This window comes from Streptomyces sp. NPDC048643 (assembly GCF_040650615.1).
Taxonomy (GTDB): Bacteria; Actinomycetota; Actinomycetes; order Streptomycetales; family Streptomycetaceae; genus Streptomyces.
Genome location: NZ_JBEZHO010000013.1, coordinates 74,165 through 86,100, shown reverse-complemented (window position 1 = coordinate 86,100; position 11,936 = coordinate 74,165). Strand labels below are relative to the sequence as shown.

Annotated in this window: 11 protein-coding genes; 5 read left to right on the top strand and 6 right to left on the bottom strand. The window is 70.6% G+C overall.

The genetic code is table 11. From position 1 onward, the window contains the following. Window positions 1-127 precede the first annotated feature (127 nt). Window positions 128-688 carry a DNA starvation/stationary phase protection protein gene (locus AB0C62_RS15725; RefSeq protein WP_362973371.1) on the top strand — a complete coding sequence of 187 codons (561 nt, stop codon included), beginning with the start codon at window positions 128-130 and terminating at the stop codon, window positions 686-688. A 131-nt stretch (window positions 689-819) separates the two neighbouring features. Further along, window positions 820-1,386 (top strand): type 1 glutamine amidotransferase domain-containing protein, encoded by a 567-nt coding sequence (locus AB0C62_RS15720; RefSeq protein WP_362973369.1) that lies wholly within the window; start codon window positions 820-822, stop codon window positions 1,384-1,386. Between the two features lie 27 nt (window positions 1,387-1,413). On the opposite strand, the gene AB0C62_RS15715 is transcribed toward AB0C62_RS15720, so the two are convergent. The 3 genes from AB0C62_RS15715 to AB0C62_RS15705 form a co-directional block, all read right to left on the bottom strand. After that, complete coding sequence (locus AB0C62_RS15715; protein ID WP_362973367.1) at window positions 1,414-1,953, bottom strand: gluconokinase; 540 nt, start codon at window positions 1,951-1,953, stop codon at window positions 1,414-1,416. A 70-nt stretch (window positions 1,954-2,023) separates the two neighbouring features. Continuing rightward, window positions 2,024-2,842, bottom strand: coding sequence for a cyclase family protein (locus AB0C62_RS15710; RefSeq protein ID WP_362973563.1), 819 nt, complete (start codon window positions 2,840-2,842; stop codon window positions 2,024-2,026). Between the two features lie 133 nt (window positions 2,843-2,975). Then, window positions 2,976-4,874, bottom strand: a complete 1,899-nt coding sequence (locus AB0C62_RS15705) for a glycoside hydrolase family 15 protein (RefSeq protein WP_362973365.1) — start codon at window positions 4,872-4,874, stop codon at window positions 2,976-2,978. A 135-nt stretch (window positions 4,875-5,009) separates the two neighbouring features. Here AB0C62_RS15705 and AB0C62_RS15700 point away from each other — a divergent pair, with 135 nt between their 5' ends. Continuing rightward, a complete protein-coding gene (locus AB0C62_RS15700; protein WP_362973363.1) occupies window positions 5,010-5,444 on the top strand; it encodes a hypothetical protein in 435 nt (144 codons plus the stop codon). Window positions 5,445-5,530: 86 nt separating this feature from the next. Here AB0C62_RS15700 and AB0C62_RS15695 read toward each other — a convergent pair whose 3' ends face one another. From AB0C62_RS15695 to AB0C62_RS15685, 3 genes are read right to left on the bottom strand one after another with little or no spacing between them, the layout of a single operon-like run. Further along, window positions 5,531-6,001 carry an STAS domain-containing protein gene (locus AB0C62_RS15695; RefSeq protein WP_362973361.1) on the bottom strand — a complete coding sequence of 157 codons (471 nt, stop codon included), beginning with the start codon at window positions 5,999-6,001 and terminating at the stop codon, window positions 5,531-5,533. Next, window positions 5,998-7,083, bottom strand: coding sequence for a cobalamin-dependent protein (locus AB0C62_RS15690; protein WP_362973359.1), 1,086 nt, complete (start codon window positions 7,081-7,083; stop codon window positions 5,998-6,000). The genes AB0C62_RS15695 and AB0C62_RS15690 overlap by 4 nt, the downstream gene beginning before the upstream one ends. Further along, window positions 7,080-8,705, bottom strand: coding sequence for a PP2C family protein-serine/threonine phosphatase (locus AB0C62_RS15685; protein ID WP_362973357.1), 1,626 nt, complete (start codon window positions 8,703-8,705; stop codon window positions 7,080-7,082). The genes AB0C62_RS15690 and AB0C62_RS15685 overlap by 4 nt, the downstream gene beginning before the upstream one ends. A 507-nt stretch (window positions 8,706-9,212) precedes the next feature. Here AB0C62_RS15685 and AB0C62_RS15680 point away from each other — a divergent pair. After that, window positions 9,213-9,620 carry an STAS domain-containing protein gene (locus tag AB0C62_RS15680; protein ID WP_362973355.1) on the top strand — a complete coding sequence of 136 codons (408 nt, stop codon included), beginning with the start codon at window positions 9,213-9,215 and terminating at the stop codon, window positions 9,618-9,620. A gap of 8 nt (window positions 9,621-9,628) precedes the next feature. Continuing rightward, window positions 9,629-11,836: a GAF domain-containing SpoIIE family protein phosphatase gene (locus AB0C62_RS15675; RefSeq protein WP_362973353.1), complete on the top strand. Its 2,208-nt coding sequence runs from the start codon at window positions 9,629-9,631 to the stop codon at window positions 11,834-11,836. Window positions 11,837-11,936: the final 100 nt, after the last annotated feature.

The following is an 11,936-nucleotide window of genomic DNA, read 5'->3' as shown; positions in this document are numbered from 1 at the left end:
GGCGCGGCAGCCGAACAAGGGACAGAGACACGCGCGCTCTGTGGTTCGGATGCGACACGGGTGGATTGTGTTCGCCCGTCCCGGGTACCCAGAGTGGGCAAAGCACATGAGAACAGGAGATACACCTATGGCACGCGAGGTCACCCCCCGCTACACCGTCCCCGGCCTCACGGTGGAGGACGCCGGCTCCCTGATCGAGGTACTGCAGGAGCGCCTGCACTCCCTCAACGATCTCCACCTCACGCTCAAGCACGTCCACTGGAACGTGGTGGGCCCGCACTTCATCGCCGTGCACGAGATGCTCGACCCGCAGGTCGACCGTGTCCGCGCCATGGCCGACGACGTCGCCGAGCGCATCGCGGCGCTGGGCGGAGTCGCGCACGGCACGCCGGGCGCGCTGGTCGACGGACGCACGTGGAAGGACTACAGCGTCGGCCGAGCCGACGCCATCGCCCACCTCGGTGCGCTCGACCTCGTGTACACCGGGCTGATCGAGGACTTGCGCGCCGCGGTCAAGAAGGTCGGGGACATCGACCCCGCCACCGAGGACCTGCTGATCGAGCAACTGCGTGACCTGGAGCAGTTCCAGTGGTTCATCCGGGCGCACCTGGAGACCGCGGGCGGCACGCTCGCCACCGCCGGAGCCACGACCGAGAAGGACGCCGCGAAGCAGTCCGTCTCCCGGTGACGCAACCGGCGGGTTCGGCCGCCGCCGGGCGGAGACAGGACTCGACGGGTGTCTGGCCCGAGCAACCGCTCCAGGCCTCGTCCCGCCCCTGAACCACACCACAGGCAGAACGAAGGGAAGGACGCATCACCATGTCCGACAAGCCGCTCAACGGTCACCGCGTGCTCGTGCTGGTCACCAACTACGGTGTGGAACAGGACGAGTTGGTGGTGCCGGTCAACCGACTGCGGGAGGACGGCGCCGACGTCACCATCGCCGCCGTGTCCTCGGACCCCATCCAGACGCTCGTCGGTGACAAGGACCCGGGCGAGACGGTGGTACCCACGGCGACCCTGGAATCGCTGGATCCCGACGGTCACCAGCTGCTGCTGATTCCCGGCGGCACCATCAACGCCGACCAACTCCGACTCGAACCCAAGGCACTTGAGACGGTGAGGGCGTTCGCGTCGTCGGGTCGTCCGATCGCCGCGATCTGCCACGGCCCCTGGGCACTGGTGGAAGCCGGGGTACTGGACGGGAAGACGCTCACCTCCTACCCCTCGGTGCGCACGGACGTCCGTAACGCCGGCGCCAAGGAGTGGATCGACGAGGCGGTCGTGAGCGACAGCGCGAACGGCTACACCCTGGTCACGTCCCGCACGCCGAAGGACCTCGACGACTTCCTCGGCGCCGTGAACAAGGCGTTGGTCGGCGCCTGACGGCCATCGCGAACGCCCGGGACGACGTCAGTTCGACGCGTCCGGCTCGAAGTCCGCGAGCGCGGTGACGGCCGTGTCCACGATCGCCTCGGTTCCGGAAGCGGCGTCCACCGTCAGTCCCGGCTCGTCGTCCCTAAGGGGCTCCAGCGCGGCGAACTGGGAGTCGAGGAGGGCGACCGGCATGAAATGCCCCGTCCGCTGCCCGGCACGGGCCTCGGCGATCTCGCGGTCCAGAGCCAGATACAGGAACCACACCCCGGGGCCGGCCGCGCGGAAGAGGCGCCGGTAGTCGTAGCGGAGGGCTGAGCACGAGATGACGGCCCCCTCCCCGCTCTCCGTCGCGGAACGGATCACGTCGGCGAGGGCCCGGAGCCAGGGCGCGCGGTCCTCCTCGGTCAGGGCCTCGCCGGCCGACATCTTCGCGATGTTCTCGGGCGGATGGAGTTCGTCACCCTCGACGAACGGCTCCCCGCGACGGCCCGCGAGCAGACGGCCCAGCGTCGTCTTGCCCGAACCGGAAACACCCATCACCACGATGATCGTCGGTGCCGTGGCCGATCGCACCATGCTGCTCCTTGTGGTCGTCCCCTCGACGGAGGGGAGATGCGGGCGAGGCGCGACCATCCAACCCCGAACGTCAGAGGATGGCGATGGGATTCACGGGGGAGCCGGTCGCCGCGGGGAGACGCAGAGGCGCGACGACGCACAGGAACGACCAGCGCCCTGCCTCCTCGCAGCGAGGCACGAGGTCCTCGAACCGCAGATAGTCCATCAGATACACGCCGAGTGCGTGGAGGGCGAGGACGTGGACGGGGAAGTCCACGCCGTCGGTGGGGCTGGGGGCCGTGTCGTTGTTGCCGTCGCCGCCGAGCACGGCGACCCGGCGTTCGGCCAGGAACTCCACCGCCGCGGGGTGCAGACCGGCGCGGCTGCGTGAGGCGTCCCAGGGCCCGTTCTCCTCACGCCTGCGGCGGTGACCGACCCGCACGAGCAGGATGTCCCCGGCGCCGACCCGAACGTGCTGCGCGGTTTCCGCGGCCACGAGGTCGTCGTAGGTGACGCAGTCGCCGGGCTCCAGCCACGGCACTCCCCGCAGCCGCGGAATGTCGAGCAGGACACCACGACCGACGATGCCGTCGTGCAGGGACGCGACGGACAGGGCGGTGGCATCCTCGTCCGTGACGGTGCTCGCGGGGACACCGCCGTGCAGCGTGCCGTCGTAGACGACGTGGCACAGGGCGTCGAGGTGGCTGTCCGCGTCGCCGTGGACGTTCATCGAGAAGCGGTCGGTGGCGAACTGCAGGCCGGCGGCCGCGGTCCTGGGGCGGCCGGTGATCCGGTGGACGGCCGGGTGCGGATCGTCGGGCGCCGTCCGGGTGTCGATGGGGGACGAGAGCGAGACGGTCAGCCCCGAACGGACCTCGGCCGCCGCGGCCAGAATCGTCGCCCGCGTGATACCGGCCGGCGCTCCGAGGCCGGCCGGGGACTCGGCGTCGTCCGCCCGCTGCCGCAGACGCGCGTACAGCGCGTCGAAGGCGGCACGGCTCTCGCGGGACCGCGTGCCGGGTCCGGGCCGCTCCGCGTGCGGCTCAGCGGAGCTGTCGCTGCCGGTCAATGGCCTCGTCCAGGGTCGATGCCGCCATGATGAGCGACAGATGGGTGAACGCCTGCGGGAAGTTGCCGAGTTGCTCGCCGCTCGGGCCGATCTCCTCGGCGAACAGACCGACGTGGTTGGCGTAGGTGTGCATCTTCTCGAAGGTGTAGCGGGCGGGCCGAACGCGTCCGGCGCGGGCCAGGGCGTCGACGTACAGGTACGTGCAGAGGCTGAAGGTGCCTTCGGAGCCGCGCAGACCGTCGGGCGAGGCGGCCGGGTCGTAGCGGTAGACGAGACTGTCCGAGACGAGCTTGCGCTCCATGGCGTCCAGGGTGGACAGCCACCCGGGGCTCTTCGCGGCGAGGAATCCGACGCGCGGGATCAGTAGGAGCGAGGCGTCCAGGACGTCCCCGCCGTAGTGCTGCACCAGAGCCTGCTCGGATGCGCTCCAGCCCTTGTCCATGACCTGCTCGAGGATCGCGTCCCGGGCGTTGCGCCAGCGCGGGATGTCCGCGGGGCGGCTCAGCTCGGTCGCCAGGCGCATGCCCCGGTCGAAGGCGACCCAGCACATCACGCGGCTGAACGTGAAGTCGTTGCGTCCCCCGCGTGTCTCCCAGATCCCCTCGTCGGGGCGGTCCCAGTTGTCGGACAGCCAGTCCAGCGTTTTGGCGAGACCCTTCCAGCCGTGGTAGCCCAGCTCCACCCCGACATCCTTGCCCTCGGCCAGGGCGTAGAGGGACTCGCCGTAGATGTCCAGCTGGAGCTGGTCGGCGGCGGCGTTGCCGGCCCGGACCGGCCTCGATCCCCGGTAGCCCTCCCAGTGGTCGAGGGTCTCCTCGGTCAGAAGGGGGTCGCCGTCGACCCGGTACATGATCTGCAGGCGCTCACCGGGCAGGTCGGCCCGGTCCCGCATCCGGTCGCCCAGCCACTTGGTGAACGCCGACGCCTCCTCGGCGAACCCGAGGTCGAGCAGAGCCCGTACGGAGAGAGCTCCGTCCCGCACCCAGGAGTACCGGTAGTCCCAGTTGCGCTCCCCGCCGACCTGCTCCGGCAGGCCCATCGTGGCGGCGGCGACGGGTGCGCCGGTCGGGTGGTAGGTCAGGAGCTTGATGGTGATGGCGGAGCGGTTCACCATCTCCGCCCAACGCCCGCGGTAGTGGGAGGTGTGGAGCCACTTCTGCCAGAAGTCCACCTCGTGCCACAGGCTCTCGTCCACCCCGTCGACCGTGAGCGGAGGCGGCGCCTCGCCGTCGACGGCGCACGTGGTGAAGACGGCGACGGCGGACTCGCCGACGCCGAGGGTGATGGCGCCCCGCACGTCCTGGCCGTCGCGGGTCAGCGGGAACGTCGCCTGGAGGTGACCCGCGATACCGGGGCCCCGGAAGACGGCGTCCTGCGATCTCAGTTCGAGCTCGTGCTCCGCCCGGCCGTAGTCGAACCTCGGCCTGCACTCCAGGAGGAACCGCACGGTGCCGCGCACCACGCGGATCACCCGCATCAGGCTGTGCCGGTCGGTGGGAACACGGCTGGTGATCGCCGGCATCCAGTCGACGACCTCGCCCACGCCCTCCGGTGACATGAACCGCGTGACCAGCACGCCGGTGTCGGGGTAGTAGAGCTGCTTGCACGACACGTCCGTGTGTTCCGGAGCCAGCCGGAAGTACCCGCCGCGGTCGTGGTCGAGCAGCGAGGCGAAGACGCTGGGGGAGTCGAACCTCGGCGAGCAGAACCAGTTCACGACGCCCTGGGAGGACACCAGAGCGGCGGTCTGCAGGTCGCCGACCAGGCCGTGTTCGGCGATGGGAGGGTAGCGGTCCATGTGCGTCCAATCCCGCGGCGGCTCGACGCGGACCACTATCCGACAAGGATCAGGGGCGCGCCTCTCGGAGTTCATGGACGGACCGCTCGGAGTGTGGTCCGCGGCGTACGGCAAGGACATGCCCGCAGCGCATGAGCGGGAGTGGGAGCCGCACCCCTTTTGGGCCACCATCGATTGCGGCACGCCCCGGGGCCGCATCCCATGGATCCCATGCAACAACAAGCTGCGCCGGCCGACGACGCCGTGCCGCCGATGGAACGTTCGCACTGGGTCGCGTTCGCCGGGATCCTGCTGATGGTGAGCGCTCTGTTCAACCTGCTCAACGGGTTCGTGGCGATCTTCAACCACGGGTACTACTCGACGGTCTACTCCCAGGGCAACCGGCTGCTCATCTTCAACTACACGGCATGGGGCTGGATCTGGGTGGTCGTCGGCATCGTGATGGCGCTGGCCGCCATCGGTGTGCTGGTGGGCTCCAGAGGGGCACGGCGGACGGGCATCTGCCTGGCGGCGCTGTGCCTGGTCGGACAGATGATGTTCCTTCCGGTCTACCCGTTCTGGTCCCTCGTCGTGATGACCGTGTCGGTGCTGGTCATCTACGGCCTGCTCGCCGAGCCGCGGCACGTGCACGGAGCGCGCGTGTAGCGCGCGGCAGAGCCCTGTCGAGACCCGTGTGGCTTCAGGACACGGATGCCTGCGGCTCGCCGGCCCGTCTGATCCGCGTCACTGCGTCAGCCGCTCATGTCCGGGCCCACGGCCTGCGAGCCGTGGCTCGCGGAGTCGGCGGGGAGGCCGTTCTCCGACGCGGGGTGATATTCCGCGTACGGGGACTCGGATAGGCTCCCGGTCTCGGCTGCCCGGCGGGGGACGAGGTGCTCCAGGGTGCCCGTGATGTCCAGCATCCGTTCGAGGGCGGGGGGCCGGCTGACCAGGCGGAGGGTGACGTCGGCCGCGGTCGTGCGGCGGTGCAGCATGAGCAGCATGGCCAGCCCCGTGGAGTCGATGCCGCTCATGCCGGCGCAGTCCACGTGCAGGACGCGCAGGCCGGGGCTCTCGGCGAGCTGCCCGGTGGCGACGGCCAGGAAGTGGTCGGCGCTCTCGTAGTCGAGGAACCCGTACAGCTCCAGGCGCACTTCGTCGCCGGACTCACTCGCGGTGGTCAGGCGCAGGTAGGTGGGGTCGAACGGGGCGGGCGGCGTCATTCGGTGTTCCTGGAGTCGGAGGCGATCACGGACCTTGCACCGGCGAGACGGCCGGCGGCCTGGGTGAGCATGAGGGTGGCGCGCGGAAAGTCCTTGAGTTGCTCGCCCAGGATGGCCAGTGCCGGGGTGAGCGAACGGGCGGGAACCCTGCGGGCGGTCAGGATCCCGGCCGTCCAGGTGAGGAAGCCCGTGAAGAGTTCCACGTCGTCGATGTAGAGGGCGGTCGCGAGGAAGTCCACGATGTGCGCGATGTCCTCGGCGGTGTGCGCACGCTGCGCGTCGGTGTACGCGCGCATGGCGGGGAAGCGCTCTTCGAGCGTGCTCATCACGGTGCGCACCAGGGGGGCACGGGTGCGCGTGACCATCGTGTATTCCTGGTCGGCGAGGTGTGGCAGGTCGTCGATGGGCTGGTGCGCGGGGGCCGGACGCCGCAGGGGACCGTGGCTCAGCCGGTCGGCGGCGTCGCGCGCGTCGGCCGCCCAGGCGTCGGCGCCGAGGAGGGCGGCGTACTGGCCGCGGCTGCCGAAGGCCGCCCCGCCGACCAGGACGGGAGTGCCGGTGGCCTGGACCGCGGTGATCGTCGCGTGCGCGGTCGGCAGACGGGTCGCGATCGAACTCGACAGCGCGACCAGGTCGGGTCCGGTCTGATGGATGTGGGAGATGAGGTGGCCCGTGGGGACCTGGGCACCGAGGTAGTCGACCCTCCAGCCACGCAGCTTGAGCACCTCGGCGAGGAGGCGGGCGGGCAGCCCGTGCCACTCGCCGTCCACGCACGAGACCGTCACCCGGCCCCGGGACGCTGCGGCGCCGTCGCCGCAGTGGTGCGACAGTGCCGCGACGGCACGGTCGTTGATCGCGGTGGCGGCGTGCTCCTGGGCGACGGTGAGGCGGTTGGCCGCCCACTCCTCACCCACCCTGCGCTGGACGGGCGCGATCAGGTCCAGGAGCAGGCACTCCGCGTTCACGCCCCGGTCGAGCGCGTCGAAGACCGTGTCCGTGGCGGCGTGCTCGTCGCCGGTACTGACGGCCTCCCAGAGCTGCTGTCTCCAGTGCTCCCGGGAGACGGTCGCGGTAAGGGTCATGAAGTGAACCTTCCCCGAGTACGGCCGCCCACCGCACTGAGATGCCGGGAACGAGGAGCGGCGATCACCATGACGGCCATGTCGTCGTGCCCGTCGGATCCCACCCACTGCGCCGCGAGCATCTGCACGTGTTCCACGATCGCCTCGGCCGGCATCCCCGCACAGCGGGCCAGGGTCTCCCTCAACCGGGCCTCGCCGAACATCTCGTCGCCGAGCGGGCCACCCCGGGCCTCCGTGATGCCGTCGGTGAACAGCACGCAGAACTCGCCCGGTGCCAGGGTCCTGTGCGTGGTCGTGGCGCGGGCCTCGGGGAGCGCGCCGACGAGCGTGCCGCGGCGGGTGGCCTCCTCGACGGTGCCGTCGGCGCGCACGATCAGAGCCGCCGGATGGCCGGCGTTCGTCAGCCGTAGCTGCACGGAGCCCGCGTCGCGCACGGCGGAGACCATGACGAGGGTCGCGAAGCGGGTGCTGTGGGAGTTGAGGAGGGCTCCGTTGAGAAGGTCGATCATCCGCTGGTGGTCGTCGGCCATCGGCAGGAGGGCGTGCAGCGTGTTGCGGATCTTGCCGGTGAGGACGGCGGCCTCGAGGCCCTTCCCGCAGACGTCGCCGAGTACGGCGAAGGACGCTTCGCCCTCGGTGGTGGCGGGGTGGACGTCGTAGAAGTCGCCGCCGATCCGTTCGTGGTCCTTCGACGGGCGGTAGCCGCCGGCGAAGTCCACCCCCGCGATCTGGTGCAGGTCCGGCGGGAGCAGATCACGCATCAGCGTCTGGGAGAGCGAGGCCTGCTCCGCGTAGAGACGGGCCGCGGACATGGCCGCGCCGGCGCGGGCGGCGAAGAGGCGGGCGAAGACCTCCTCCTGCTCGGTGAAGGCGGCCTCCTCGCTGCGGCGCAGCAGGATGAGGGCACCGGCGGGCACGCCGTGACCGGGCAGCGGTGTGACGACGATCGAGCCGACCGGACCGAAGGTCTCGGGGACGAGCCATTCCGGGGCGGACGCGGGATCGATCCAGCGCGAGGGCACTGGCGGGAACCCCTGCAGAGCCTCCGCGAGGCCAGGAACGTCCTCGGCGTTCACCTCCCGCAGGGAGCGCTCCGGCTGTTCGTACCCGGTGCACGTGACGACGGGCAGACGGTTTCCGCTGCGGGGTGCGACCACCAGCGCCGCGTCCGCGAGGTGGCCGGCCGCCAGTTGGGCGGTGACGTCCATGCAGCGCTGCAGATTCAACGACGAGAGCAGGGTGTTGGACGCCTCGGTGAGGAACGCGGTCCGATCGCGCTCCGTCTCCAGTGCCTCGCGGGCCAGGTGGTGGTCCGTCTCGTCGGTCAGCCACCAGGCGACGCTGCCGTCGTCCTGCACCGAAGGGTGTGCCTCGAACAGGCGGTCGGCCACCGGACCCGACGTTACGGCGCCTTCACCCTGGCCGCCGTTCGCCGTCTGGCGTGTGTGTGCCTCCGCGAGCCAGGTGGGGACACTCGACCCCAGGTGTGAGCCTGAGAGGATTCCCGGGAAGAGGCCTTCCGCCCGCGGATTGGTGTGGCGCACCGTGCCGGCGGGATCCGCGATCACAACCGGGTAGGGGACGGACGACCATGACATGAGTGCCGGAGCGTGCGCGCTCATGCCGTGTTCCTGCTGGGTTGAAGTCACAAAGACGAAGGCCCGCTGTGCGAACCCCTCACCTCTTTCGGTCGAAGAATGTTGCCTTGTGGCAACCATCCTCCACCGGTTGCTTCCCTGGCAACCCGCCGTCCCTCAAATGCCCTGCCGGGCCGGTGTTTCGCCACCCGACGGCTCCCGCGCGCACGTCCGTCCACTGTGGCCCGCGAAGCGAAGTCCCGTCTCGGACGAGCAAGTGGGCAGGTCAGCGCCCTGCCGTCGCGCCATCGGCCGATGGAGGGCAGCGCCGCCTCGTGAGCCTGAGGTGACAAGTGAAGAATTTGCGGAGACCGTGAAGGGTTTCGCAGAGGTGCACGATCGGGCCGATGTGCCTGTGTAGAGGGGCTCGCGTCACCGGTACCCCGTCGCGGACCACGGGGTCCCGTCGCGGTCTCGGGATCCACGTTTCCGCGATGCGGCACGAGATCTTTACGATGAGGGCGAGAGAAGCCGAGCTGGAGGCTGTGAAGAGTGTTCTCGATTGAGGTCCGGTCGACCGCGCAGGCGGTGGTGCTCGTGGTGCGGGGGGAGCTCGACTTCGACAGCGTCGTCCAGCTGGACGAGGCGGCCGACCGTCTCCTGGTCGAGGCCGGTGGCCAGGGGGCGCTGGTCGTCGTCGACTGCACGGCGCTCGATTTCTGCGATTCATCGGGAATCGGATGTTTCGTCCGCATCTATCAGCGGCTGGCGGCGCACGGCGGTGAACTGAGGCTCGCGGCGGTTCCCGCCCCGGTGGCGCGAGCCTTTTCCCTGACCGGCCTGGATCAGGCGATCGGCGTCCATGGGACGATGCAGGCTGCTCTGGCCTCCGGCAGTGGTGGGCACGGAACCGACTCCGAGGGGAGCGCTCCCTCGGCGTCCCTGTCAGCTGAGAGGTAGCAGGAGCGATGACACGCGTACCGGAACAGCCGGCACCTACCGCCCTTTCCACGGTGGCGGGTGCGGAGGCCGGCGAGGAAGCCGGCAACGATCTGCGAGCGCTCTTCGGGCAGTCGACGGCCGTGTTCGCCTCCCTCGCCGGGCCCGCCCACCTGCTGGAGAGCGCCAATCCCGCCTTCTTCGCCGCGATCGGCGGTGACGACCGCGCCCGCACGGGCGCGCCGCTGGCGCAACTGATGCCGGAACTGGCGGAGCAGGGATTCCTCAAACTGCTGGACCGGGTCTACCGAAGTGGCAGGGGCCACGTCGGCCGCGACACCCGCGCCCTGCTCGGCAGCGGCCCCACGGCACGCGAGGCGTTCTTCGACTTCTCCTACGAGCCCCGTCTGGACGCGGGCGGCAACGTCACCGGCGTGTGGGTGTTCGGCGTGGAGACGACGCAGGTCAAGCAGGCGCAGCGCCTCACGGCCGAGCATCGCGCGCTACTGGAGCAGATCGCCCGTCAAGCCCCCTTGCATCAGGTGCTGGACGGCATGGCACGCACCATCGAGGACCTCTCTCCCGACGAGGTCCTGGTCTCCGTGCTGCTCGCGGACACCGACGGCCGGCACCTGCGCCACGGTGCCGCGCCGAGCCTCCCGGACTTCTACAACCAGGCCATCGACGGCATCGCCACCGGCGAAGGCGTCGGCTCGTGCGGCACGGCCGCCCACCGCCGCCAGGCCGTCATCGTGACCGACATCGCCACCGACCCCTTCTGGGACGACTTCCGTGACCTGGCCGAACGGGCGGGGGTCGCCGCCTGCTGGTCCACACCCATCCTGGCCCGGGACGGCGCTCTCCTGGGCACCTTCGCGATGTACCACCGCACCCCACGCGCCCCGCAGGAAGCCGACCACGCACTCGCCCGTGTCTTCGCCGACACCGCAGCCCTGGCCATCGAACGCCACGAGGCCGAACAGGGCCGCCTCGCCGCCGAGGCCAAAGCACGGGCGGCCCGCAACGACCTGGCGTTCCTCCTGGAAACCAGTACCGCCCTGACCAGCAACCTCGACTACCACGACGCACTCCAGAGGCTGGCCGACTCCTGCGTGCCGGTCCTGGCGCCGCTGTGCGCGATCGACATCATCGAAGCGGGCCGCGTCCGCCGCGTCGCCACCGCCGCGCCCACGGTCCAGGAGCGCGAGCTGCTCGCCTCCCACATCCCCGTCTACGACGCCGCCGACGACGCCGTGGCCCGCGTCCTGGACACCGGCCTGAGCGAGGTCGCCCGGCGCACCCCCACCGGCCCCGGCCCCTGGCACGACCTGTTGGTCACGGGCTACCTGTGCGTACCGCTGGTCGACCGCGGCCGCGCCTTCGGCACCCTCACGCTTCTCACCACGGGAGAGGACGCGTTCGACGGACACACCGTCGCGCTCGCGGAGGAACTCGGCCGCCGCGCCGCCTCGGCGGCCGTCAACGCCCGCCAGTACACCCAGCGCGTCGCACTCGCCCGGGACCTCCAGGCCGGCCTGCTCCTGCCCGAAGTGCCCGTGGTCCCGGGCGCGGACATCGCCACCCATTACCACCCGGCGGGCGAAGGCCTGGACATCGGCGGCGACTTCTACGACGTCTTCCCCCTCGCCGACGACCGTTGGGCGTTCATGGTCGGTGACGTGTGCGGCCGCGGCGCCATGGCCGCCACCACCACGGCCCTCGTCCGTCACACCGCCCGCGCGGTCGCGCCGCTCGTACCCGGCCCCGACGCCGTCGTCGACGCCGTCAACCGAGCCCTCCTCAACCGACCCGACAGCCACGGCACCGGTTTCGTCACCCTCGTCTACGGCCACCTCACTCCCACCGGGCGCGGGCTCGACATCACGCTCGTGCGGGCCGGCCACACCCTGCCCCTCCACATCACGGGCGACGGCACCCGCCCCGTGGACGCCACGGGTTCCCTGCTCGGCATCACGCCCAGCCTCCATCTCGAACCGCACCGCCTCACGCTGCGGCCGCACGAAAGCCTGCTCCTGTACACCGACGGCATCACCGAGGCCCGCGACAGCGACGGCGAACTCCTCGGAGAGGAACGCCTCGCCGACGCCATGCCCCTGGACCGGTCCACCGCGAAGGCCGTGATCGACACCGTCATCGAAACGGTCCACACCTTCACCGACGGCCATCACGGCGACGACGACCAGGCAATCCTCGTCCTGACGGCAACTCCGCGGTGACTCCGGCTGGTTGAGGCCGCCGGCGATCGCCGCGGAGATGCAGGGTGCGCGCACCGTCGGCGCGATACGGCCCGAGTTCCGCCAGTTGGGGAAGCCCGGT

Coding starts and splice junctions, on each gene's coding strand:
- AB0C62_RS15675 (WP_362973353.1), top strand. CDS start 9,629: ATGACACGCGTACCGGAACAGCCGGCACCTACCGCCCTTTCCACGGTG.
- AB0C62_RS15715 (WP_362973367.1), bottom strand. CDS start 1,953: ATGGTGCGATCGGCCACGGCACCGACGATCATCGTGGTGATGGGTGTT.
- AB0C62_RS15685 (WP_362973357.1), bottom strand. CDS start 8,705: ATGAGCGCGCACGCTCCGGCACTCATGTCATGGTCGTCCGTCCCCTAC.
- AB0C62_RS15705 (WP_362973365.1), bottom strand. CDS start 4,874: ATGAACTCCGAGAGGCGCGCCCCTGATCCTTGTCGGATAGTGGTCCGC.
- AB0C62_RS15720 (WP_362973369.1), top strand. CDS start 820: ATGTCCGACAAGCCGCTCAACGGTCACCGCGTGCTCGTGCTGGTCACC.
- AB0C62_RS15695 (WP_362973361.1), bottom strand. CDS start 6,001: ATGACGCCGCCCGCCCCGTTCGACCCCACCTACCTGCGCCTGACCACC.
- AB0C62_RS15725 (WP_362973371.1), top strand. CDS start 128: ATGGCACGCGAGGTCACCCCCCGCTACACCGTCCCCGGCCTCACGGTG.
- AB0C62_RS15700 (WP_362973363.1), top strand. CDS start 5,010: ATGCAACAACAAGCTGCGCCGGCCGACGACGCCGTGCCGCCGATGGAA.
- AB0C62_RS15690 (WP_362973359.1), bottom strand. CDS start 7,083: ATGACCCTTACCGCGACCGTCTCCCGGGAGCACTGGAGACAGCAGCTC.